Source organism: Bradyrhizobium sp. USDA 4516, assembly GCF_054055915.1.
Genome location: NZ_JBSRXT010000001.1, coordinates 4012685 through 4036013, shown reverse-complemented (window position 1 = coordinate 4036013; position 23329 = coordinate 4012685). Strand labels below are relative to the sequence as shown.

Sequence of the window (23329 nt, the reverse complement as noted above, 5' to 3'; positions counted from 1 at the left end):
GTGCCGCGCGGTTTATTTCCCGCGGAAGACCGCCGAACGACGTTCGATGAAGGATTGAATGCCTTCCATCATATCTTCGCTACCGAGAACTCGATCCTTGATCTTGGGGATGTAGTCGATGGCATCCCGCTCGGCGGCCTCGATATACTTCAGCGCGGCTTGCTTTGTGACCTGTATGCCGAGCGGCGCATTCTTGACGATCGTCTGCGCCAACTCCATCGCCCGATCGATCTGGCTTCCGGGCTTGACCACTTCCTGCACGAGGCCAATCGTGTGCGCTCGCTCAGCACCGAACTCGTCGCAGAGGAAAAGGTGATACATCGCGTCACCCCAACCCGCGCGCGTCAGGAATCGAAAGTGAGCGCCGCCGAAAGGTGCTATTCCTCGCTTTGCCTCCATCTGGCAAAACCGGCTATCCGAAGCAGCGACAACGATATCTCCGGCAAGCATCATTTCGATTCCGATCGTATAGACGATGCCCTGCACTGCCGTCACGATCGGCTTGCGGCATCGTCCCTTGAGCGCAAATGCATCGATGTTGCTCGGAGAAATCTCTATTTTCTCGGCGCCCGGGCCGAAGAATTTTGGCATGTCGAGACCTGCCGTGAAGTCCGTTCCTTCCGCGCAAACGACGCCCGCCCAGTAATCGTTGTTGCTGTCCAGCAACGTCATCGCATTCGACATCTCCACCATCATGGCGGGCGTGAACGAGTTTTTTTTCGCCGGATTGTCGATGACGATCTTGAGGATTCGATCGTGAACTTCTGTGCGGACCCGGCCAGACGGGGGCTCTTGATCGCTCATTTGTGTTCCTCCAGACGCGTCAAACAACACCGCGTCGCCAAAGCCCACCTTCCTGGCGGGCGAGTTGACAATGAGCTTCGCAAGCCGGCTACAACAATCTTGTGCCGACCCTATTCAAGGATGAATGCGACCGCCGAGGGGGGCCCATGCGGCGATGAGAGTTGTTGAGAGCGCCGATGGCAGGAGCATTGCAATTCGATCGATACATCATATGATGGTCGTCAGCCAAAATTAAACAGCGAGGAGCATCTCCGTGACCGAAGCCGCCGATCCCGTCGTCATTGTCTCCGCCGCCCGCACCCCGCTCGGCCGCTTCATGGGCGAATTGTCGCCGCTTGCCGCGCACAAGCTCGGATCGCATGTGATCGGAGCGGCGCTGGAGCGCGCCAAGCTTGCGCCCTCAAAGGTGGACGAGGTCTTCATGGGCTGCGTGCTGCCGGCCGGCCAGGGTCAGGCGCCGGCGCGCCAGGCAGCACGTAGCGCTGGCCTGCCCGATGCGACCGGTGCCACCACCGTCAACAAGGTCTGCGGTTCCGGCATGAAGGCGACCATGCTGGCGCACGACATCATCCACGCCGGCTCGGCCGAAATCGTTGTCTCCGGCGGCATGGAGAGCATGAGCAACGCGCCCTATCTGCTGGCCAAGGCCCGCGGCGGCTATCGCGCCGGTCATGACCGCATCATCGACCACATGATGATGGATGGCTTGGAGGACGCCTATGAGACCGGGCGCTCCATGGGTGATTTCGGCGAGGCGACCGCGGAAGTCTACCAGTTCACTCGCAAGGACCAGGACGCCTACGCCATGGAGACGCTCAGCCGCGCGCGCAAGGCGGTCGAAGGCGGCGCGTTCAAGGCCGAGATCGCGCCGATCACGCTGACCGAGAAAGCGGGTCCCCGCATCGTTGCCAACGACGAGCATCCGCTGAAAGTCGATCCGGCTAAGATTCCCGGATTGAAGCCAGCGTTCCGTGCCAATGGCACCATCACGCCGGCGGCCTCCTCCGCGAACGCCGACGGCGCCGCCGCGCTCGTTCTGACGAGGCGCTCGCTGGCCGATCGCGATGGATTCCCCGTGCTGGCCGAGATTAAGGGACATGCCACCCACAGCCAGGAGCCGCAATGGTTCACCACGGCGCCGATCCCAGCCATCCGCAAGCTGCTCGACAAGGTCGGCTGGGCTGCCTCCGACGTCGACCTGTATGAGATCAACGAGGCCTTTGCCGTGGTGGCGATGGCGGCGCAACGCGACCTCGGCATTCCCCGCGAGAAGCTGAACGTCAATGGTGGCGCCTGCGCGCTCGGCCATCCGATCGGCGCCACCGGAGCCCGGCTGATCGTGACGCTGCTGCACGCGCTCGAGGCAAACAACCTCAAGCGCGGCGTCGCAGCACTCTGTATCGGCGGCGGCGAAGCGACCGCCATTGCCGTCGAACGCCGTAGCAATTGAAAGTCTAAGCGCCGGTAGCCAGCCTGGAGCGTCGCGAAATTAGCGGCGCAACTAGCGTCCCACCAGATGGCGCCTAGGAACAGTCGTCGAAGCGACGGCCCGCCAAGCGGCCGTCGCGGACCGAGATTTCTGACAATCAGTTCCTCAAGCGAAATTGACGCTCTTGTTTAGAGGCAATTCGCGTACTCGCTTCCCGGTGAGAGCAAAGATCGCGTTGGCGAGAGCGGGTGCCGCCGGCGGAACGGGCGGTTCTCCAATTCCTCGCACTTCCCCCCCAAGCTCCAATCCCTTGACAATGATTTCGGGTGCCTGATGGAATCTCATGGCCTCGAATAGGTGAAAATTGGTCTGGACCGGCGCAAAGTTTTCGTAGGTCAGCTCGCAGTTCATGGCGTGGCCCAAGGCCCAGATGACGCCACCCCGCACCTGCGCTTCGAAGTTGACCGGGTCCAGAATGCGCCCCACATCGCAAACGGCATACACCTTGTCGATCTTGATGCCCTGAGGTGTGTAGCTCACCTCGACGACTTGAGCCATTGGCACGCCGAAGGACAAAGTCAGCGCCACGCCGCGGGCTCGTCGATCGTCGATTCGCGAGCCGGTCCAGGCAGAAATATCACGCAAAGTATGCAGCACCTTCTTGGACGGCTCATGATTGCAGAGACGGATGAGCTCTGCCATCGGATCCGCGCCCGCGGCATGGATCAGTTCGTCTAGGAAGGAAGCATGGTGGAAACCATTGGCGGACGCTCCAACCGATCGCCACGGGCTGACTGGCACCATTTCCTTCGACTTATAACCCGTCACACGAAAGTTCGGTATTGCGAAAGGCTGGTCCCAAATACCGTTGACGCTTGAAACATCGGGGCCGGGAGGGACGGGCGCCTGTAACCGATTGAACCAGGAGGCGCCCATCGATTGTCCGGCCACATCGATGCTCATGCTCTCGACCATGCCATCGCGAACGGTTCCCTTGGCGCGCGAGAGCTGAATCGGGCGGGGATAGTCGTGCGCCATGTTCTCTTCACGGCTCCAAGTCATCTTGACTGGAACGCCTTCCATCGCCATCGCCAGTTCGACCGCCTGCAACGCATAGGTGTCGTCGAGTCGCGCCCCGAAACTGCCGCCGATCGACTGAGCGTACACGAAGACCTTCTCTTCCGGCAGTTGGGTCAACTTCGCCGCATGCGCCTGGAGGAATACCGGGATCTGCGTTCCCGTCCAGATGTCGAGCCGTTCCTTGGTGTAGAGTACAACCGCATTCATGGGCTCGAGCGGAGCGTGGGCAAGATATGGAGTGCGATACTCCGCCTGAACCGGTTTGGACGAGCCGGCCAACGCCTTCTCCACGTCTCCGTCATTGCGAAGTCGGCTGTCATACTGGTCTTTGGAAAATGAATTCTCTAGCACCTTCCACATTCCAGCCGAGTCGGCCGGATAAGGTGGGTTGTTCCATTCGATCTTGATAGCGGCGGCGGCCTGAAAGGCTCTCCACGTATTATTGGCAATGACGCCTACACCGTCTTTGATCGGAACGATCTTTTTGACGCCCCTCATCTTTTCCGCGCTAGAGGCATCATATCGTTTGATCGTGCCTCCCATGCCGGGGTTGGCTCGGACAGTGGCATACACGACCCGGTCCGGACGAATATCGATCCCATATTGTTGCGTACCGGTAGACTTGGCGACGATATCGATCCGGCGCATCTTCTTGCCGATGTAGCGCCACTCCTGTTCCGGCCGGAGGGTGACATCGGTAACCGGTGCAAGCTGCGCTGCCTCAACGGCCAGCTCCGCGTAAGTGACGGACTTGCCATCAGGCAAGATGACCTGACCGTCCTTGGTCTTCAATTGCGATCGGGACACCCCCGACCTTCTGGCCGCCGCCTCCTTCAAAGTCTCGCGTGCGACGGCTCCCGCCATGCGAAGTTTCTGATAGCCGTCGGGTACGGTGGACGAACCTCCCGTGATCTGCATACCGAGAAGACGGCTCAACACCTCGCCACCTCCCCGCGCGCCTCGGGCCATGACTCCATCGTCGATGGTAGAGAAGGGCAGACTGTCGTCCATGATCCGGCTGTTAAAGTAGGCCGGGTTTGGTGGACCAGGATCGATGCGAACCTTGTGCGGATCTACGTCAAGCTCTTCGGCAATCAGATGAGCCTGTATGGAATATGAGCCTTGGCCCTTGTCGGCGCGCGGAGTGATGAGCGTAACGCCCTTTGCGTCGACGCGGACGTAGGGCGTGATCGCGGCTTCACCCGCCTTGAGGTCCTTGAGCAGCGGATTAGGAGGATCCTGGCGCAATCGGTAGTAGCCGAAGGCGACGCCCCCGGCGAGCGCAGCGGAGCCGATCAGAAATGTGCGTCTTGCAATTGTCTTGAGCCGAGCCACGCTATTTCCCCTTCATCATCTGGGCTGCAGTTTTGACGGCGCTGTGGATGCGCGTGTAAGTTCCGCATCGACAAAGATTTCCGCTCATGGCGTCGGCGATTTCGGAGTCTGACGGATCGGGGGTTTTCGATAGAAGGGCCGCTGCCGTCATCATTTGTCCGGACTGGCAATAGCCGCACTGCGCAACTTGGTGCTCGATCCAAGCCTGCTGAACAATGTGCAGGTTTACGGGAGTTCCCAGGCCCTCGATCGTCGTGATGCTGCCGCGGACCTCACCAGCGTTGGTCGAGCAGGAGCGAACCGCCTTCCCGTCGATATGAACGGTGCACGCGCCGCAAAGGCCCGCCCCGCACCCGTACTTCGGTCCTGAGATACCCAGCTCGTCTCGGAGTACCCAAAGGAGCGGCATTTCCGGTTCAACATCCAGATCGTAGCGCTTACTGTTGACGGTCAACTGCATTGCGAATGCTCCTGTAGTTGCGAACAACGACACCTGCCTGCCTCTCCAAGCGCCGCGGCCAGCCCGATCTGATGTGCCGAACCAGGCACGTATTCTTGACGATTAGATCGTTACAGAGGCCTCGGCCAATTCAGAATCGAATAGCGTTGCGTTACCGCTGAATTGCAACTAAGCGCGTTTCAGCAAAGCCGTTCGATGCTTGGATTTTCGGAAAGCACGATGCTCGGATCCCACCAGGCACGCTCGCGGCTCGGTCCGCTCCGCGAGGACAGCCACCGTGCTTTCGGCGAACACTGACGCAGGACGAGTTCGGAGCTGTCGTGCGTCGGGCGGGCGCATCAGAGCTACCTAGGTTTGCGCCGCCCCCGGCGCCCGGAAGCTGTGGCACGGCTCTGCTCCGATCCAGCTTCAGGCAGCGGCGCATCGATAACACGCGTCATGAGCTCGCGGAGATGGCCGGCCTCGCGCGCCCCAAACGCCAATTCGAACCCGGCTCTCGCCTTTTGCCAGGCCGGATGCGCCGCAAACAGCACCTCCTGCCCACGGTCCGTGATTGTAACCTGCCGCACCCGCCGATCCTCCTCGCTCACCTTGATCTTGAGGAAGCCATCCCGCGCGAGCGGCCGGAGATTGTGGCCGACCGTCGCTCGATCCATTGTCATGATGTCTGCCAGGCTGACCATCGTCATCGGGCCTTCCGCGGCGAGGAAGCCCAGCAGGCTGTACTGGGTCGACTTGAGCCCGGTACCGGCAAGGCAGAGATCGTAATACCGAGATACGCGGCGCGCCGCCCGCCTGAGCTGGCTGCAGGTGCAGTTCTGAGGAAAATCACTCATCGGAATCGAACGTCGTGCCAAAGTTCAGGTTTCCTTGGTGGCCTGGATAGGTGCTCCAGACCCTTAGCATCAAATCGCCGAACGAACCTCAATGAAATGGCAGTTTGCTTGCCTGCACGACGGATGATAGTCTCATATGCCCGTAATTATGTCCGGCGCACCGCGCGCGGACGCACGCACCTTCGGTTCAAGGAGACCAGCATGGCGGGACTTAAGGACCATCCGATCGCCGAACGCATACGACTTAACCCTCCGGCACCGCCTGCATCCCTTAGCCTCGACGCTTTGAAGGCGTTGGTCATGGAATGCGGTGCAGATGATTGCGGTATCGTCAGCCTCGATGACCCTCTGGTAAAGGACGAAGCGGTTCACGCGCGACGGGCTTTCGCGGGGGCGCGATTGGCGGTGAGCATCGTGAGCAGGATGAATCGCGCTCCCATCCGTTCACCCGCGCGTTCGGCGTCCAATAACGAGTTCCACAAGATTTCTCACGACGTCGACGATATCGCGCGCGAGCTGGTTCGGCGGCTGGAAGACATGGGAATCTCTGCGATGAACCCTCCGATGGCATTCCCCATGGAGTTCGACAAGTACCCGGAACGAGGATGGGTCGTCTCGCACAAGCTCATTGCCGAAGCTGCCGGCGTTGGAAAGCGCGGCATCCATCGCAGCGTCATCCATCCCAAATTCGGCAGCTTTATCCTTCTGGGCACTGTGCTGGTCGATCTCGACATAGAGGCGCCGTCGAAGCCACTCGACTACAATCCCTGCTTCGAGTGCAGGCTCTGCGTCGTCGCCTGTCCGGTCGGCGCAATCAAGCCAGATGGTTATTTCGATTTTTCTTCCTGCCTGAACCACAACTACCAGCAGTTCATGGGCGGATTCGCCCAATGGATCGAGGACATCGCGGACGCGAAGTCGGCAAAGGACTACCGTGAACGCCAGCCGCTGGCAGAAACAGTCAAGCGCTGGCAGAGCCTCTCGTACGGCCCCAACTACAATGCTGCCTACTGCGTCGCGGTTTGTCCCGCCGGCGAAGACATCATGGCCGGCTACTTGTCGGACCGCAAAGCGCACGTGGAAACGATCGTCAAACCGTTGCAGGACAAAGTCGAGCCGCTCTATGTCGTCCGGGATTCCGATGCAGTAAGTCACGCAGCGAAGATGTTCCCACACAAGACGCTTCGGTTTGTGCGCTCGAGTGCCCGGGCCTCGAGTATCGGCGCATTTCTCTTCGGAATGGGGCTTACTTTCCAGCGTAATAGGGCTAAGGGTTTGAATGCCACCTACCACTTCGTCTTCACGGGCCAAGAGCCCAAGGAGGCCACGGTGGTTATCAAAAATCAGAAGCTGACCGTCACCGACGGCCTCATTGGTACCCCGGACTTGCGGATTCAGGCGGACTCAGCCGCTTGGCTGAAGACTTTGAATGGTCAGATCTCGGTCGTCCTAGCGCTCGCGCAGAGAAAGATTCGATTGAAGGGTCCTCTTAAACTCCTGAAGGCCTTCGGTGCCTGCTTCCCGAAATGACAAGACATCGTCGCAAGCCGGAGCGTAATGACCTCGTCGGGCTCGGCGCCTACTCGCCGTAGGTTCGATACTTCATAGTTCCTTTTTCGAATTGACTGAGCCGTCCATCTTGATATCTTATTGCCGCACCTCCCGGTCCGGTCCAGGAGACGGCGAGATCTGGCTCGGACTACTTAACCGGCTGCGCAAGCGGCCGGTTTTTTTCATCGTACTATTCGGTGGAACAAAAGAGCCAGGCTCGTCTCGCAATCTGCAGCATCTCCGTTTCACGGAGCTTAAGTCGGTAAACTCTCGCTTTCGATCTTGGATAATGCTGGGCCGGGGAGGCTCTCAAGATCGCCGGAAGCGCGCTGAAGCCGAGCATCATGCCATTCGGTGCGGTCTCGGTTGGATCAAGACGAAAGGCCGGCGGCGAGGCAAGGCCGTCTCCCTCGTGATCGCGGCTCCAGCCAAGGCGTTCGAGCGCGGCTACAGGCGATTGTTCGCCGGCGCGCCATTTCAACACTTCGATCGCAGATCGAAAAGCAAGCGTTACGCAATCGATGTCGTCGACAGAGCGGTCGCCGACCAACTGCTCGTGATGCTTAACAGCCTGCAATACCTCTTCACGCGCGTGATCATGGCTGAGTGCGATAGCAGTCAAGCCAAAGAGAGCGTCAAAGATCTGAAAGGCGTGACGCGCGGTGGCCAGCACCGGTAGATAACATTCAAAGGCAGTCGGTCCGAACGCGGCGGCCGACTTTGCTCCGGCTGCCGCCAGCCATACCGTACGCGCTCTCGTGAATGCCAAGCTAGGTGTCCACCCGTTCAATATCGATGATTTCGCCGCCTCAATCAACGAATGTTCATGAGCATCGCTGCTCATCAGGACGAAATGAGCCATGATGTGGGCCATTGCGCAGAAGTTGCATTCACCGGCACTGAACGCGGTATTGACTTCACCCCTCGCGCGCTCACGTAAGTCTTCCAGGGCCGCCAGATAACGCGTTGCCAACGCGTATGCCAACAATTCGATGAGAGGCGCCCATCTGAATACGGACTGGAACTCTGTTCGAGACGGAAAGCGCCCCGGAAGAGCGAATGGCGCGAGCAAATCGAAAGCGATATCTCTGCTTTTCGCTCTGAGACCATGTAGCCGGCTCCGTAAGCCTGCAGATGTCATAAGCTTGTCGATCTCTTCACCGACCGGGACCCCATGCTGACGAAGCAGGCGCAACACCCCGGACGGGTCGATCTCAATGGCGGCCGGGACGTCCGGAATTTTCAGGACCACTGGTCGCGCAGACTTGCCGGGCGTCCGGATCCTTTCCCATGTTGTTGGCTCCATCTCTATGGCGAGTCCGATCGCCAATGTGTCGGCCAATCTCATCAGGTCGTCAGATCCATATGCAGGGACGATCGGACCGAAGTTATGAGATTTCTCTCCGGCCTCCTGGTTCTCTCGATCCGGATGCAAAGTTCGCTGCTCCAACTTCCACCTCTTTGGTTCTTCCCGGGAGCGCTAAGCCGATCGTCGCGCATGGCGAACCGAGCGATTTCCGAGGATGAACATAGGGTGAGAAAGTAGGTGTGGTTCCCGCAGCCCGGTCGAGCCGCATATTTCGAGCACCGCCTAATCAAGAATGAATAAGCGAACGTTCGTGAAGAGCAGTCGATTCGACACCCGAGCTGTCCTGCTTGCTGGAGTGCGCTTGCATCGCTCAACAAGTTCTTTTATGGAACTTGTAGAAGCCCTTCCGAAGAGAGAGCCATCGGCCGTTGAGTTCGCCAACGTCAAAATGTCGATGAACCCGTTCGACGCGCGTATGCGACCCAACGTACCCGGCAATTCCAACCGCAAGCGCCGTCAAGGACGGCGATATGGAGGAGATCGATGAGCACTGTCGTGAGCCTGAAGTCCCACGATGCCGTAGGCATCGTCACTATCGATAGCCCTCCCGTCAATGCGCTCGGTGCAGCTGTACGCGGCGGCATTCTGGAGTGCGTCCAACAGGCCATTGCCGACCCCTCCATTCAGGCCATCGTGTTGACCTGCGCGGGACGGACCTTCATTGCCGGAGCCGACATCACGGAGTTCGGCAAGCCTCCGACGAAGCCGGCTCTCGATGAGGTCCTGACCGCCATTGAGAGCAGCCCGAAGCCCGTCATTGCGGCCATCCATGGGACCGCTCTCGGTGGGGGGCTCGAGGTCGCCTTGGCGTGTCATTTCCGGGTGGCGGACAAGAATTCGAAGCTCGGCCTGCCCGAGGTCAAACTCGGGCTATTGCCAGGCGCCGGCGGCACGCAGCGCCTACCGCGCGCGGTGGGTCCAGAACTTGCCGTTAAGATGATCATTGGCGGTGATCCCATCGGCGCCAACGAAGCGCATCAGAACGGACTGATCGAGGAGGTGGTCGAGGAGGCATCATCGGGCGGCGAAGCCTTCGCTCGAAAGATCCTCGCCGACCGGCGCCCGCTTCGCAGGTTGCGCGACGATGACACCAAGCTCGCCGCGGCTCGGTCAGACCGCTCGATCTTCACCGGCGCTGTGGCTGCGATTACAAAAAAGGTCAGAGGGTTGGAGGCGCCGTTCGTTGCGGCCGACGCAATCGGCCATGCGCTCGATCTACCCTTTGAGCAGGGGTTGAAGAAAGAACGCGAGTTATTCCTCCTCCTGATGAGCAGCGATCAATCGAAGGCGCTACGATACGCCTTCTTCGCCGAGCGAGAGGCAGCGAAGATCGCCGGTGTCGAAACCGGCACCAAGCCGCGCGCGGTCGAAAGTGTAGCGATCATTGGCGCCGGCACCATGGGCGGCGGTATCGCGATGTCATTCGCGAACGCAGGCATTCCCGTCACTCTGGTTGAGACCGGCAAGGATCAGCTCGATCGCGGATTGAGCGTCATCCGTAAGAACTATGAAGCGACCGCAGCGCGAGGCGGTATTCCCGCCGATGCACCTGCGAAGCGCATGGCACTCATCAGCGGAGCCATCGGTCTCGAAAACGTCGGGCAAACCGACCTCATCGTAGAGGCCGTATTCGAAACCATGGCGATCAAGAAGGAGGTGTTCGGACAGCTCGACAAGATCGCGAAATCTGGCGCTATTCTGGCGACCAACACCTCCTTCCTGGACATCAACGAGATCGCCAAGGAAACCGGGCGTCCCCAGGACGTGGTCGGCATGCACTTCTTCAGCCCGGCCAACGTGATGAAGCTCTGCGAAATCGTCCGCACCAAGAGCACCGCGCCCGACACGCTGGTAACCGCAGTTTCATTGGCGCGGAAGATCGGAAAAGTGCCGGTAATCGTGGGTGTCTGCGACGGCTTCGTCGGCAACCGCATGCTCATGGCCCGGCAGCGTCAGGCCAGTCAGCTGCTTTTCGACGGCGCACTTCCTCAGCAGGTCGACGCCGCCCTGACCAAATTCGGCATGCCGATGGGCCCGTTCGCGATGGGTGATCTCGCCGGATTGGATATCGGGTGGCGGTCGCGACAGGATCGTGGCATCAAATCGGAGATCGAAGACGCCTTATGTGAGGCGGGCCGCTTCGGACAAAAGACCGGAAAAGGCTTCTTCCGCTACGAAAGCGGCTCACGTGCTCCCCTTCCCGATCCGGAGGTCGAAAAACTGATCGATCAGACGTTGAAGCGTCTCGGGCGCAAGCGGCGCATGATCAGCGATGAGGAAATCCTCGATCGGACGACATATTCGATGATCAACGAAGGAGCTCGGATCCTTGAAGAAGGCATTGCGGCTCGAGCAAGCGACATCGACGTGGTGTGGCTGTATGGATACGGATGGCCGGTCTATCGTGGAGGCCCCATGTATTACGCCGATCATGTTGGGCTGAAGACAATCGCTGACAAGCTGTCGGACTATGCGAAGGAAGCAAGCGATCCGTCGCTCGAGCCTGCACCGTTGCTGAAGAAGCTGGCCAATCAGAACGCGAAATTTACGTGACCAGTCTGCCCCGGAGTGAACCGACCCGCTCGCCGAGAGGCTGACCTGCTTGGCGGCGAGTGGCCCCCGAACCAGCGAGGAGGGACCATTTTACCTCAATAGTTACTTGCTATTTCGTAGCTGCTCTGGCAATTTGTGCCCTGCTATTTGCAGGGGTAGGGCACGGCTCCCTATCACGGGTGAAAGCGTCCCCCCTCATCGCTGGAGAGGAAGTTCAGGAAGAACCGATACTGCTGGCGCATGATCGGGATCTCCCCCTGACTCTGGCAGTAGACCGTCGTATCACCAAGAACCGGGTCCTTATATGCGCCGAATAGTAGTCACAGGAATGGGGCTGGTCTCTCCGCTCGGCTGCGGTACGGAGGTGGCATGGTCCCGGCTGCTTGCCGGCAAGTCCGGGCTGACCATCCTGCCCGAGTGGGCTTCCCCGCTGCCGGGGAGAGTTGCCGGGCTCGTGCCGACCAAAGACGACGACGTCGATGGCGGCTTCGATCCCGATCTGACCATCGCGCCCAAAGAACAGCGGAAAATGGATCGGTTCATTCAGTTCGCGTTGGTGGCGGCGGCGGAGGCAGTCAAGCAGGCTGGCTGGTCCCCTGCGGACGAACGCTCCCAGGAGCGCACAGCGACGATCATCGCTTCTGGAATTGGCGGATTTCCGGCCATCGTCGAAGCGGTACGGACTACCGACCAACGTGGCGTCCGCCGCCTGTCACCATTCACCGTGCCATCCTTTCTGGCAAATCTCGCCGCCGGACACGTTTCGATACAGTACGGCTTCAAAGGGCCGATCGGCGCCCCCGTTACGGCGTGCGCCGCCAGCGTACAGGCGATCGGCGACGCGGCTCGATTGATCCGCGCTGGTGAGGCCGACGTGGCGGTCTGCGGGGGTGCCGAAGCTTGCATCGATCTGGTCAGTCTTGGAGGGTTCGCAGCGGCCCGCGCAATCTCCACCCACTTCAACGACAGGCCCTCGCAGGCGTCTCGTCCGTTCGATCGGGACCGCGATGGCTTCGTCATGGGCGAAGGAGCCGGAATTCTGGTGATCGAAGAGCTCGAGCACGCTCGAGCGCGCGGGGCCCGGCCGATCGCCGAACTCATCGGCTATGGAACTTCCGCTGACGCGTATCATATCACGTCAGGTCCTGAAGATGGCTCAGGCGCACGGCGAGCCATGGAAGCGGCCTTGCGGCACGCTAACCTTGATCCGGGCAACGTACAGCATCTCAATGCACACGCGACCTCGACGCCGGTCGGCGACAACTCCGAGCTTGCTGCCATCAAATCCGTTTTCGGAGCTCACGGTAGCATCGCCGTGAGCGCGACAAAGTCGGCGACTGGTCATTTGCTGGGCGCCGCAGGGGGCGCCGAGGCCATCTTCGCGATCCTCGCCGTCCGAGACCAGATAGCCCCTCCCACTCTCAATCTGGAAAATCCCGACGAGGCAGCGGAAGGCGTCGATCTCGTCGGACCAAAGGCCCGAAATATGGCGATGGACCACGTGATCTCGAATGGTTTTGGGTTTGGTGGCGTGAACGCCAGCGTCATCTTCAAGCGCTGGTAGGGTGACGCGCGCGCACTTCTCTTTGCTGGGTTCTAGCCGGCCAGCTTCGCTCTAATGCGTCAATTCCCTCATCGCCCCTTCTAGGCCGTCGATGGTGATCGGGAACATCCGATTGGCGAAGATGCGTTTGATGATGGTGGTGGATTCCGAATAGTCCCAGTGCTTCTGCGCCACCGGATTGAGCCACACCGCGTGCGGATAGGTGCGGATGATGCGGTCGAGCCAGACCGAGCCGGCCTCTTCGTTGACGTGCTCGACCGAGCCGCCGGGCACCATGATCTCGTAAGGCGACATCGAGGCGTCGCCGACGAACACCACCTTGTAGTCGTGCGGGTACTTGTGCAGCACATCCCAGGTCGGCGTGCGATCGGTGAAGCGCCGCTTGTTCTGCTTCCAGACGCCTTCATAGAGGCAGTTGTGGAAGTAGAAATATTCCATGTGCTTGAATTCGCTCTTGGCGGCCGAGAACAGCTCCTCGACCTGCTCGATATGCGAATCCATCGAGCCGCCGATATCGAAGAACACCAGCACCTTGACCGCGTTGCGCCGCTCGGGGCGCATGTGCACGTCGAGATAGCCGTGGTTGGCGGTCTCCTTGATCGTGGTGTCGAGGTCGAGCTCGTCCGGCGCGCCGGTGCGCGCGAACTTGCGCAGCCGCCGCAGCGCCACCTTGATGTTGCGGATGCCGAGTTCGACATTGCCGTCGAGGTCCTTGAACTCGCGCTTGTCCCACACCTTCACGGCGCGGTTGTTGCGGTTCTTCTCCTGCCCGATCCGCACGCCCTCGGGGTTGTAGCCGTGGGCGCCGAACGGCGAGGTGCCGGAGGTGCCGATCCACTTGCTGCCGCCCTGGTGCCGGCCCTTCTGTTCCTCGAGGCGCTTCTTCAGGGTCTCCATGAGCTTGTCCCAGCCCATGGCCTCGATCTGCTTCTTCTCTTCCTCGGTGAGATATTTCTCGGCGAGCTTCTTCAGCCACTCCTCGGGGATCTCGGCCTTGCCCATCGCGTCGAGCAGGCTTTCGAGCCCCTTGAACACGGTGCCGAACACGCGGTCGAACTTGTCGAGATTGCGCTCGTCCTTCACCAGGGCGGCGCGCGACAAATAGTAGAAGTTCTCGACGGTCTGTTCGGCGAGATCGGCGTCAAGCGCTTCCATCAAGGTCAGATATTCCCGGAGCGTCACGGGGACCTGCGCATCGCGCAGAGAGGTGAAGAATTGCAGGAACATGGCAGATGGACCATCCGAGTATCCGGGCGAAATTATCCTAGATATTGGCGCGACCGATCGACAAACGAGAATAAGTACGCCTCATCGGTGAATAGCCTCGCGCATTGATTCTTGCTCTGCCGATGGCCGATCAATTGCTCTGGATGAGTAAGGCACAAAGCATTTGAATCACGCGACTTTAATCATGTCGGGCCGGGCTCGGGCAGATAACCGCAAATTCTCGACTTTGCATGCGAGTCACTCCAGGAACACGCGCGGCAGCTGGAAGCGGCCGAGTGGCCGCGGGCTTGATCCGCTTGCAAAACTGTCGCTATTCAGATCATACCTTGCATACCATCCACTCGAACAACTCTGATGGCCATGAAATTCACTGGTACAAAAAATTACGTCGCAACCGACGATCTCAAGGTGGCCGTCAATGCATCGATCGTGCTGCAGCGTCCCCTCCTCATCAAAGGCGAACCGGGCACCGGCAAGACGGTGCTTGCTGAGGAGGTCGCAAACGCGCTGAATGCGCCGCTGCTGACCTGGCACATCAAATCCACCACCAAGGCGCAGCAAGGCCTCTACGAATACGACGCAGTATCGCGGTTGCGCGATAGCCAACTCGGCGACAGCAGGGTGTCCGACATCAATAATTACATCAAGCGTGGCAAGCTGTGGGAGGCCTTCACCGCCGAGCAGCGCCCGGTGCTCCTGATCGACGAGATCGACAAGGCCGACATCGAATTCCCGAACGACCTGCTGCTCGAGCTCGACCGCATGGAATTCCATGTCTACGAGACTAGCGAGACGATCAAGGCCAAGCAGCGTCCAATCATGATGATCACCTCCAACAACGAAAAGGAGCTGCCTGACGCGTTTCTCCGCCGCTGCTTCTTCCACTATATTAAGTTCCCCGACGCCGACACGATGGGCCGCATCGTCGACGTCCACTTCCCCGGCATCAAGAAGCGCCTCGTCGCAGAAGCGCTGCGCATCTTCTTCGAGGTGCGCGAGGTGCCCGGCCTGAAGAAGAAGCCGTCCACGTCCGAGCTTCTGGATTGGCTCAAGCTGCTGCTCAACGAAGACATGAGCGTCGAGCAGCTCCGGGAGCGCGATCCACGCAAGCTGATCCCGCCGCTGCACGGCGCGTTGCTCAAGAACGAGCAGGACGTGCATCTGTTCGAGCGGCTGGCGTTCCTCGGCCGGCGAGAGGTCTAGCCATTTCCAGAGTTCGATATTGGCTGTCGGCCGGAGTTCTTGATATTCAAGTCTCCGATTATTCTGACCGGAGTCGATGAGATGGGCCACTCCCAAGCGGACAAAGCGAAAAGTCGGGAGCGGATCCTGGATGCCGCCGCAGTCCAGATCCGCGAGCTGGGATTGGACGGATTCAGCATTGCCGAGCTCATGAAATCGGTGAAGTTGACGCACGGCGGGTTCTACGGGCATTTTGACTCGCGCGATCACCTGATTTCCGATGCTCTGACAAAAGCTCTCTCGGAGGGCGGCCCAGAATCGGCGCGCGTGGGAAGCGCGAACAATCCGCGTAATCTCAGAGCGCTGCTAAACACCTATCTCAGCAAGGCACATCGAGACGATCGGAGTGTAGGGTGTGCGGTAGCGGCGCTGGCCGGAGACGTTGCGCGAAGCGATCGAAGAACGCGCGACGTCATGACGAGCTATCTCTCCCAGTACTTCGACAAAGTGGCTCACCTGGTGGAAGGCGATCACCCCGACGAATCCGCTATTGCCATCGTCTGCACGATGGTCGGAGCGGTCGCTCTTTCGCGAGTCGCGAGAGATCGTCCGATGTCGGACAAGATATTGCGCGCGGCCCAACGTAGCATTCTCGATCTCGTGGAATGCCGCGAGGCAACTGAAGAATAGCGGGCTTAGATGACGCGCTCGGCAGATGCATCGAAGCTCAAGGCCGCGATCGCTCCCAGGCCCGAAGGAAAGAAGACGGCGATGAAGCTCTACGATTTCGGACCTGCGGCGAGCGCCCAACGCGTTCGTGTCTTCCTGGCCGAGAAGGGCCTCGAGCTACCAACTGAACAACTGAACGTCCGAGAAGGGGCGCAGTTTACCCCCGCCCTCGCCGAGATGAATCCGTTTCATTGCGTCCCTTTCCTGGAATTGGACGACGGCACGGTCATCGCGGAGTCCGTTTCGATTTGCCGCTATCTCGAAGAAATATACCCGCAACCAACTCTTTTTGGACGGACGAGCACCGAGCGCGCCGTAGTCGACATGTGGTTGCGGCGATTCGAACTGGATGGCCTTGTTCCGATGCTGCACGCCGCGCGCAATTCCCTGCCTGTGTTCGCCGGTAGAGTTGTGCCCGGCACCCGGAATGGCCTGCCGCAATTGCCCGCACTGGTCACTCGTGGGCGCGAAATGATGGAGATCTTTCTCGGTCGCGTGGAGCCGCACATGGCCAGGAATGCCTTCGTCGCCGGCCCCCAATTCAGCGTCGCAGATATCACCGGCTTCTTCGCCATACGATCTGCCAACGCGCTGAACATGGATATCGGCGCGCGCTATCCTGCCGTCGCGGCCTGGTTTGCCAAAGTTTCGGCACGCCGGTCCTTTCAACTCTGAGGAGACCCATATGAAGGATCCAGTTTGCGTCGTCACCGGGGTCGGTCCTGAGCACGGCACGGGCGCGGAGATCGCCCGGCGCTTCAGCGAGGGCGGCTATCGGGTCGCGATGATCGCCCGTAATGCGGAGAACCTCCGCAACCTGGCATCGAAGTATGACGGCTCGCGCGCTTATCCTTGCGATGTCGGTGATCGCAAAGCGTTGGTCCAGACGCTCGCCCTCATCAAGACCGAGATGGGTGCTCCCCAAGTCGTCGTTCACAATGCTCTGCGCGCAACGCGGGGAAGCATCCTTGCCATGGATCCCGACGATTTGGAGAAGAACTTCCGGGTCAATACCACCGCGTTGCTCCATCTCTCCCGCGAGACCATTCCGCAGATGCTGGAGGCCGGGAAAGGTGCGATCCTGGTCACTGGCAACACGTCCGCCTTTCGGGGAAAGGCCAATTGGGGCTTCTTCGCTTCAACCAAAGCGGCCCAGCGCATTTTGGCTGAATCGATGGCGCGAGAGTTCGGGCCGAAGGGAGTTCATGTCGCCTACTTCATGATCGACGCAGCGATCGATACGCCCCGCACCCGCCCGATTTTGGCGGCGGACAAGCCCGACGATTTCTTCGCAAAGCCTGCCGCCATAGCGGAGGAGATGTTTCGGGTCGCTCACCAGGACCGGTCGACCTGGTCGTTCCTTGTCGAACTACGCCCGTTCGGCGAGACCTGGTAAGGGTAATCGAACTGCCGAGCGCGACCGATCAGATGGTCAAGCTTGCTTCGGCGTCGGCCCCGCGCAGACGAGCTGAGTTGTTGGGGCAATTTGGCGGGCTCACGCAACCTGCTGCAGTCGCTTCTGAGCCGACCTCTGACCGACAAACCACGATTTGGTGTTGGTCAATTCGGTTTCCAGAAACCGCCAGACCTGCTTGGTCATCTTTCTGAGGTCGCTTTCGCGGCGGCGGAGCAACCATAGATCCAGAATGGCCGCCTCGTCCGGAAGCACACGCACCAGGCCTTCGGCCAAAGCAAACGGCACCGGCAGAAACGCCAGGCCAAGACCTTCCGCCGTCGCAACGAAATGATTGACGACCGGCGTAAGCGACAGCGTACTCTGGGCGTTCGCAGCCGAATTGAAAGCCGTCAACAACGTGATGTGACTGGTGCGTTCGTTGTGGAGCCTGCCGTACTCGGCCGTGCTTCCGATCAGTTCATGATCGACCAACTCGCTCAGGGAGCTCGGCGCACCACGCTCCGCCAAATAGCTTTCGGATGCAAACAGACCAAAGGCGATGGTTCCGACGCGGCGGCCGACGAGTTCGCTGTCCCCCGGATGTCCTATCCGAATGACTAGATCGAGATCACTGGTGGCAAGGTTTTGCTGCTCGACAGTGGAATTGATCTCAAGTCGGATCTGAGGATTCAGCGCGCGCAACTTCTTGACCCGAGGCAGGAGCCAGTGCTTGGTCAGGCCTTCTGTCGCAGAGATCTTGATGGCGGTCGAACGATGGCCGACACGCGCGGAGAGATCCCGGTGAAACTCCTCGAAAGAACGAACCATCTCTTCCGCCGAGCGGAGAAGGTCCTGTCCCTCCTGGGTCAATTTCACTCCCGACGAGACGCGAAAGAAAAGCGGTGCACCGATATTCCGCTCCAACTCTTTCAAGCGCCTGCTGAGAGTCGGCTGGCTCATGCCCAGGTCTCGGGCAGCCCTGTTGACGCTTCCGGTTCGTGCCACCGAAAAAAAGAGCCTGAACAGGTCCCAATTAGTTTCGGTAAAGCGAGGCTTGTGTTGGGTCGTACCGGTCGCCTCCACCCCCGTGTCACGGGGCTCCGCTTCGGAGAAAGGTCCGCCGCGCGCAGCTTCGCCACCCACCACGTTATCCATTCCCACCCCCCTTAAGACATGTCCGAGTGGAGATAAATGATGCTCGTCATCTTTTCAAGAGGATGATGCCTATCATGCAGAACGTCAAGCGGGGATTGAACAGAAATCGGTTGTAATTGAGCAATTGAACACACGGTCACCACACGTAAAGGTTGCGATCAGAGCGAATCACTGAGCGAGTTCAGCCGAGTAGTTCCTTGGCGCAAGCACGGTGCCGGCCCCGGCGGAACGCCGGGCGACCTTGCGCAGTGACGGATCTCAACTGTGAAGGCCAGCTCGCCCTGATCGGGACGTTTCACCATCCGACGGTGGCCGCGAGGACGCGAATGCGCTCGGGAGTTGGTGGTCGCGGTAACGCTCACGAAGCTCCGACTTCTTGACCTTCCCCGTCGCCGTATGAGGAATCGAATCCATCACGACGTCATCAGGCATCCACCACTTTGCGATCTTGCCCTCGAGATACGAAAGAATGGCGCTCTTGGACGCTTCCGCACCCGGCTTGATCTGAACTACGAGAAGCGGCCTTTCGCCCCATTTCGGATGTGGCACGGCGATCACCGCAACCTCCTGCACGGCAGGGTGCGCGGCAGCGACATTCTCGATCTCGATCGACGATATCCATTCGCCGCCCGATTTGATCACGTCCTTGGATCGATCGGTTATGCGCATATATGCGTGCTCGTCGATCGTTGCGACGTCGCCTGTGTCGAAATAGCCGTCGTCGTCCAAGACTTGGTCATTCAAGCCAAAGTACCCTTTGGCGACGCTTGGGCCACGCACCTTCAGTCTGCCGAATGCTTTTCCGTCGTGGGGAAGTTTGGCGCCGAAGTCATCGGTGATCTTCATTTCGACGAGAAACGGTGCAAAGCCCTGGCTTGAAAGCTGGGCAAGCTTCTCAGCGCCGGTCAAGCCTTCGAACGGCGGCTTCAGATACCCAATCGATCCGACGGGCCCCATCTCCGTCATACCCCAGCCTTGGCGCGCAGCGATTCCCATCCGCTGAAAGCCTTCGATCATTGTGGGCGGAGGCGCTGCCCCACCGATCGTCAAATTTCGAAGCCACGGCAGTCGGAGGTTCTCCGATTCCATATGCTGTTGAAGCATGAGCCAGACCGTCGGCACGCCGGCCGTCGACGTAACGTTCTCGTCCTTGAGCAATTCATATACCGAAGGGCCATCGAGCTTCGCGCCCGGAAAAACGATCTTGCTGCCGACCATTGGCGCCTGGAATACGTAGGCCCAGCTATTGGCATGAAATAACGGCACAACCGGAAGCACTGTATCGTTACAGCTTAAACCCATTACGTCTGCTTGGGCGGTCATCAGCGACTGAAGTACGTTTGACCGATGAGAATACAGCACCCCCTTCGGATTCCCTGTGGTGCCGGACGTATAGCACAGGCCGGCGGCGGTATTCTCGTCAAAGCACTTCCAGGCGAAGTCGCCATCCACGCTATCGATCCAGTCTTCATACGCAATGGCTCCCCTCAAGGAGGTGTTCGGCATGTTCTTCCGATCAGTCAATATGACGAAGCGTTCGATGAATTCGAGGTGTCCCGATAGCTTTTCGAGAAGCGGCACGAATGTGACGTCAGCACAGAGAATTCTGTCCTTTGCGTGATTGATGATCCATGCAATCTGTTCGGGAAACAGCCGGGGATTCACGGTGTGGCAAATGGCGCCGAGCCCCATGATTCCATACCAGAGCTCCATGTGTCGCCATGTATTCCAGGCCAGTGTCGCGACCCGATCACCAAGCACAATGCCGTCGCGATCCAGCCGCTGGGCAACTCTTAGCGCACGTTTTCTGATTTCACCGTAATTGGTCCGATGGATTGGCCCCTTCGATCGACCGCGTCACCACCTCGCGACTGGGATGACAAGCTGCGGCGTGATCAATGATCCGCTGACACAGCAAAGGCCAGTCTTGCATCAAGCCCAACATGGATTCCTCCGACAGGGTCCTGCCACTTCCGTTCAATCGGATGCGGTGTGTTGCTTCATTTGGAGCATGAGGTTGCCTTGCGGCAAAACGTAAACATGAGGGTTGGCGCGAAACGTCAATTTTTTGGCGCGCGCGGCCATAGAACCCGGTTCGCCAGGGCGTGATATTTCCCAGGAGATCTCAAGAACAGCGCACACGCGGGAGACGGCATGCCAATCTACACCATCACAAGCGAACGCGGCACGATCGGCTCCGAGCAGAAGTTTGAGCTCGCCGAAGCGCTCGTCGAAATGCACTTGCGCATTGCGGGCGGAGCCAGATGGCTGGTCAACGTGGTCTTCCAGGAATCGGAAAGCGTGTTTGTGGGCGGAGCGCCAGCAAAGAGGTTGTTGATAGCGACAACGATCCGCGAGGGACGAACCGACGAGGCTAAAGCGAAACTGCTGGCAGAATACTCATCCCTTGTATCGCGCGTGCTGGATGTCCCGACCTCGGATATCATCGCCGGCCTTGATGAAGTAAATCCGGACAACGTAATGGAGGCCGGATTCATTCTTCCAAAGGTCGGGCAGGAAGAGGCGTGGATGAAGAAAGTCCTGGCTTCTCAAAGACATTGATGCCGATCGGATCAAGCGAAACGCCTCGGTGTAGTGATCGACGACAGCTTATGGGTGGCATCGTTGTCGATGCAGACGGATGTCGAAGCGCCTTTTAGCTGTAATGACCTCGTCAGGGAGGACGCAATGACCGCAAGGACGCTCGAACAGGCGGTGATGCAGAATCACGCCGCGCTGGGCGCGATGGTGAAGGGTGACTGCTCCGGCTACGTCGCGCTGCTCTCTGATCATGATGACGTGACCTGGGGCAACCCGTTCGGCCCCTTCGCGCGAGGCCGCGCAAACGTCGAGGCCACTCTGGCCGGCGCGGCGGCGCGCATGCGGGGCGGCAGGGCGGCCGGTGCCAATCACGTCGCGACATACCTGGCCGACAAGCTCGCCGTGGTGGTCGAGGTGGAACACGCCGAAACCGTGGCTGGCGGCGCGGACGCCCCCTCGCCGGCGGCGCTCCGGGTCACGAGCGTCTGGCGGCTGGAGGGCGATGCCTGGAAGCTTGTCCATAGGCACGCCGACCCAATCACGACGCCCCGCTAAGCCATTCCCGTGATCTCAGCCTAGCGCCTCGGGAATGAAGAATTCGGACGAATGATGATTGACTGGATATCGGCCGGTTACAAGACGCGGTAGTGGACGATGCGCCCCGTTGAAAGATTAGATATTGTCGCTCGGACTTACCATATGGGAACAGAAGCGTCGCAACCTGTTGCCGCCTTTTGAATTTTTTTGACTGGCTTCCCGCAGCTTGCCTGACCCGCCTGTCTGCTATCGACCTTTGCTTCAACTCGAGCGCAAGCAAACAAAGCCTCGCCCCGAATGGCAACAGCAAGGAGGCGCCGGTCACATCCGTCCACCAAAATGAGGCTTTCAAAAAACATCGCCGGCTCAATAAAAGGGCATGGCGACCTTTGACAGGAAATTGATATGATGGAGCACCACATGGAGAACCATCCCTTTGGCAGCACTCACAGTGGCCTCATGCTGGTTTAACGCCATTCTCGACGGCCTTGAACGGCAGGGGCTGGAGAGAACGCAGCTGACGCTGGGGGTTCGCGGCATCGTCGGCGGCAGATTTCCGGATACGAGCCGCATTGAGCTCTCTCCGACGAGGACTATTTGGGGCCGCGCGCGGCTTCTCTCGGGCGACCCTCTGATCGGCGTCAAGGTCGGCAGCGCTTTACCTATCCATGCCACGAACGTGATTGCGGTCATCACGGCGCATAGCCCTACATTTGGCGAGGCGATTCAACACCTCTTGCGCTATCAGGCGTTGCTGAGCGAGGGCGGTCAATTCACGACGCAGACCTCGGAAGGTTCGCTTCGGATGTTGTATAAGCCCAACTGGGACGCCGTATCGATGGATGTGCTCCATTCCGATGCGATCATCGGCTGTTTCGTCGCCAGCGGTCCGAAGCCCACCCTTGTCCACCTCGTCGGGCGGCCAGATGCCGACCAGGCGTCGTTTGCCCAGGTCTTGAAATGCAACGTCTGCTTTGGCGCCCGATACGCTTCCGCCGATTACGATGCCAAGGCACTGAACGCGATCAGATCTGGAGCGGATCGATCGTTGTGCGACATCAATATCGCGTACGCCGAGACTTTGCTGGGCACTCTCCGAACAATGGATGCCCTTTGCCAAAGGGTACAGGCTGCAATCGTAAAGCTCGGTCCGGGTGCAGCTAACATCGAGGCCGTCGCCAGCGAAGTCGGCTGTTCACCGCGCACCCTCCAGCGCCGTTTGAGCTCATCCGGCATGAGCTTCTCTGAATTATTCGAGGCCTACCGGATGGGAGAAGCCTTGATCATGCTCTCCGAGACAGATGTCGGTCTCTCCCGTATCGGTCACCTGCTCGGCTACTCGGAAGCGAGCACATTCTCACGGGCCGTTTCGCAGTGGTACGGACTATCGCCCCGCCAAATCAGGAAGCAACGGAGCAGCGATATAGCTCGAACTCGAGATACGCGCCAACCGCTTTCCAGCACAACGAGCGGCGCTGTTGGAACGTCTCGGACCAGAGGCGTCAAACGGCCGAGCTCCGTGCTTACCGTGTGACATGCTCACTCCATCACAGGAAACGCGACCGGTGTGTTCGATCGACG

General features: G+C 59.5%; 18 protein-coding genes and 1 pseudogene. 11 read left to right on the top strand and 8 right to left on the bottom strand.

The window, feature by feature from the left end; all coding sequences use genetic code 11:
• Nucleotides 1–12: 12 nt before the first annotated feature.
• Nucleotides 13–804, bottom strand: coding sequence for a crotonase/enoyl-CoA hydratase family protein (locus ACVI1L_RS18675; protein WP_456783483.1), 792 nt, complete (start codon nt 802–804; stop codon nt 13–15).
• A 253-nt stretch (nt 805–1057) separates the two neighbouring features.
• Here ACVI1L_RS18675 and ACVI1L_RS18670 point away from each other — a divergent pair, with 253 nt between their 5' ends.
• Nucleotides 1058–2254 (top strand): acetyl-CoA C-acyltransferase, encoded by a 1197-nt coding sequence (locus ACVI1L_RS18670; protein WP_456783482.1) that lies wholly within the window; start codon nt 1058–1060, stop codon nt 2252–2254.
• Nucleotides 2255–2398: 144 nt separating this feature from the next.
• On the opposite strand, the gene ACVI1L_RS18665 is transcribed toward ACVI1L_RS18670, so the two are convergent.
• From ACVI1L_RS18665 to ACVI1L_RS18655, 3 genes are all read right to left on the bottom strand, one after another.
• Entirely contained in the window at nt 2399–4648 is a 2250-nt protein-coding gene (locus ACVI1L_RS18665) for a molybdopterin cofactor-binding domain-containing protein (RefSeq protein ID WP_456783481.1), read from the bottom strand.
• 1 nt (nt 4649) lies between these two features.
• Entirely contained in the window at nt 4650–5108 is a 459-nt protein-coding gene (locus ACVI1L_RS18660) for a (2Fe-2S)-binding protein (protein ID WP_456783480.1), read from the bottom strand.
• Between the two features lie 344 nt (nt 5109–5452).
• A complete protein-coding gene (locus ACVI1L_RS18655) occupies nt 5453–5944 on the bottom strand; it encodes a MarR family winged helix-turn-helix transcriptional regulator (RefSeq protein WP_456783479.1) in 492 nt (163 codons plus the stop codon).
• Nucleotides 5945–6145: 201 nt separating this feature from the next.
• On the opposite strand from ACVI1L_RS18655, the gene ACVI1L_RS18650 reads away from it, so the two are divergent.
• A complete protein-coding gene (locus tag ACVI1L_RS18650; protein ID WP_456783478.1) occupies nt 6146–7474 on the top strand; it encodes an SCP2 sterol-binding domain-containing protein in 1329 nt (442 codons plus the stop codon).
• A 211-nt stretch (nt 7475–7685) separates the two neighbouring features.
• Here ACVI1L_RS18650 and ACVI1L_RS18645 read toward each other — a convergent pair whose 3' ends face one another.
• Complete coding sequence (locus ACVI1L_RS18645; RefSeq protein WP_456783477.1) at nt 7686–8945, bottom strand: hypothetical protein; 1260 nt, start codon at nt 8943–8945, stop codon at nt 7686–7688.
• Nucleotides 8946–9347: 402 nt separating this feature from the next.
• Between ACVI1L_RS18645 and ACVI1L_RS18640 the strand changes: the two genes are divergently transcribed.
• Together ACVI1L_RS18640 and fabF are read left to right on the top strand one after the other, a co-directional pair.
• Nucleotides 9348–11417 (top strand): 3-hydroxyacyl-CoA dehydrogenase NAD-binding domain-containing protein, encoded by a 2070-nt coding sequence (locus ACVI1L_RS18640; protein WP_456783476.1) that lies wholly within the window; start codon nt 9348–9350, stop codon nt 11415–11417.
• A gap of 304 nt (nt 11418–11721) precedes the next feature.
• On the top strand, nt 11722–12981 hold the full coding sequence (gene fabF / locus ACVI1L_RS18635; protein WP_456783475.1) for a beta-ketoacyl-ACP synthase II: 1260 nt from the start codon (nt 11722–11724) through the stop codon (nt 12979–12981).
• A 51-nt stretch (nt 12982–13032) separates the two neighbouring features.
• On the opposite strand, the gene ACVI1L_RS18630 is transcribed toward fabF, so the two are convergent.
• The gene (locus ACVI1L_RS18630) at nt 13033–14208 is read right to left on the bottom strand and encodes a vWA domain-containing protein (RefSeq protein WP_456783474.1); all 1176 of its coding nucleotides are present in this window, start codon (nt 14206–14208) and stop codon (nt 13033–13035) included.
• Nucleotides 14209–14568: 360 nt separating this feature from the next.
• On the opposite strand from ACVI1L_RS18630, the gene ACVI1L_RS18625 reads away from it, so the two are divergent.
• The 4 genes from ACVI1L_RS18625 (at nt 14569) to ACVI1L_RS18610 (ending at nt 17515) form a co-directional block, all read left to right on the top strand.
• Nucleotides 14569–15411: an AAA family ATPase gene (locus ACVI1L_RS18625; protein WP_456785568.1), complete on the top strand. Its 843-nt coding sequence runs from the start codon at nt 14569–14571 to the stop codon at nt 15409–15411.
• A gap of 81 nt (nt 15412–15492) precedes the next feature.
• Nucleotides 15493–16080 carry a TetR/AcrR family transcriptional regulator gene (locus ACVI1L_RS18620; RefSeq protein ID WP_456783473.1) on the top strand — a complete coding sequence of 196 codons (588 nt, stop codon included), beginning with the start codon at nt 15493–15495 and terminating at the stop codon, nt 16078–16080.
• A 9-nt stretch (nt 16081–16089) separates the two neighbouring features.
• Nucleotides 16090–16794: a glutathione S-transferase family protein gene (locus ACVI1L_RS18615; protein WP_456783472.1), complete on the top strand. Its 705-nt coding sequence runs from the start codon at nt 16090–16092 to the stop codon at nt 16792–16794.
• A gap of 10 nt (nt 16795–16804) precedes the next feature.
• Nucleotides 16805–17515: an SDR family NAD(P)-dependent oxidoreductase gene (locus tag ACVI1L_RS18610; protein WP_456783471.1), complete on the top strand. Its 711-nt coding sequence runs from the start codon at nt 16805–16807 to the stop codon at nt 17513–17515.
• 99 nt (nt 17516–17614) lie between these two features.
• Here the strand turns inward: ACVI1L_RS18610 and ACVI1L_RS18605 are convergent, their stop codons facing one another.
• Both ACVI1L_RS18605 and ACVI1L_RS18600 read right to left on the bottom strand, forming a co-directional pair.
• The gene (locus tag ACVI1L_RS18605) at nt 17615–18670 is read right to left on the bottom strand and encodes a LysR family transcriptional regulator (protein WP_456783470.1); all 1056 of its coding nucleotides are present in this window, start codon (nt 18668–18670) and stop codon (nt 17615–17617) included.
• 321 nt (nt 18671–18991) lie between these two features.
• Nucleotides 18992–20615: pseudogene (locus ACVI1L_RS18600) on the bottom strand (long-chain-fatty-acid--CoA ligase); the annotation flags it as partial.
• Between the two features lie 209 nt (nt 20616–20824).
• Here ACVI1L_RS18600 and ACVI1L_RS18595 point away from each other — a divergent pair.
• The 3 genes from ACVI1L_RS18595 to ACVI1L_RS18585 all read left to right on the top strand — a co-directional run bounded on the left by ACVI1L_RS18595 (nt 20825) and on the right by ACVI1L_RS18585 (nt 23282).
• Nucleotides 20825–21232, top strand: a complete 408-nt coding sequence (locus tag ACVI1L_RS18595; RefSeq protein WP_456783469.1) for a tautomerase family protein — start codon at nt 20825–20827, stop codon at nt 21230–21232.
• Between the two features lie 69 nt (nt 21233–21301).
• Nucleotides 21302–21766 carry a YybH family protein gene (locus tag ACVI1L_RS18590; RefSeq protein ID WP_456785567.1) on the top strand — a complete coding sequence of 155 codons (465 nt, stop codon included), beginning with the start codon at nt 21302–21304 and terminating at the stop codon, nt 21764–21766.
• Between the two features lie 418 nt (nt 21767–22184).
• Nucleotides 22185–23282 carry a helix-turn-helix domain-containing protein gene (locus tag ACVI1L_RS18585; protein ID WP_456783468.1) on the top strand — a complete coding sequence of 366 codons (1098 nt, stop codon included), beginning with the start codon at nt 22185–22187 and terminating at the stop codon, nt 23280–23282.
• Nucleotides 23283–23329 lie beyond the last annotated feature (47 nt).

Coding starts and splice junctions, on each gene's coding strand:
- ACVI1L_RS18605 (WP_456783470.1), bottom strand. CDS start 18,670: ATGGATAACGTGGTGGGTGGCGAAGCTGCGCGCGGCGGACCTTTCTCC.
- fabF (WP_456783475.1), top strand. CDS start 11,722: ATGCGCCGAATAGTAGTCACAGGAATGGGGCTGGTCTCTCCGCTCGGC.
- ACVI1L_RS18630 (WP_456783474.1), bottom strand. CDS start 14,208: ATGTTCCTGCAATTCTTCACCTCTCTGCGCGATGCGCAGGTCCCCGTG.
- ACVI1L_RS18655 (WP_456783479.1), bottom strand. CDS start 5,944: ATGAGTGATTTTCCTCAGAACTGCACCTGCAGCCAGCTCAGGCGGGCG.
- ACVI1L_RS18590 (WP_456785567.1), top strand. CDS start 21,302: ATGCAGACGGATGTCGAAGCGCCTTTTAGCTGTAATGACCTCGTCAGG.
- ACVI1L_RS18660 (WP_456783480.1), bottom strand. CDS start 5,108: ATGCAGTTGACCGTCAACAGTAAGCGCTACGATCTGGATGTTGAACCG.
- ACVI1L_RS18610 (WP_456783471.1), top strand. CDS start 16,805: ATGAAGGATCCAGTTTGCGTCGTCACCGGGGTCGGTCCTGAGCACGGC.
- ACVI1L_RS18625 (WP_456785568.1), top strand. CDS start 14,569: ATGAAATTCACTGGTACAAAAAATTACGTCGCAACCGACGATCTCAAG.
- ACVI1L_RS18620 (WP_456783473.1), top strand. CDS start 15,493: ATGGGCCACTCCCAAGCGGACAAAGCGAAAAGTCGGGAGCGGATCCTG.
- ACVI1L_RS18595 (WP_456783469.1), top strand. CDS start 20,825: ATGCCAATCTACACCATCACAAGCGAACGCGGCACGATCGGCTCCGAG.
- ACVI1L_RS18650 (WP_456783478.1), top strand. CDS start 6,146: ATGGCGGGACTTAAGGACCATCCGATCGCCGAACGCATACGACTTAAC.
- ACVI1L_RS18675 (WP_456783483.1), bottom strand. CDS start 804: ATGAGCGATCAAGAGCCCCCGTCTGGCCGGGTCCGCACAGAAGTTCAC.
- ACVI1L_RS18640 (WP_456783476.1), top strand. CDS start 9,348: ATGAGCACTGTCGTGAGCCTGAAGTCCCACGATGCCGTAGGCATCGTC.
- ACVI1L_RS18615 (WP_456783472.1), top strand. CDS start 16,090: ATGACGCGCTCGGCAGATGCATCGAAGCTCAAGGCCGCGATCGCTCCC.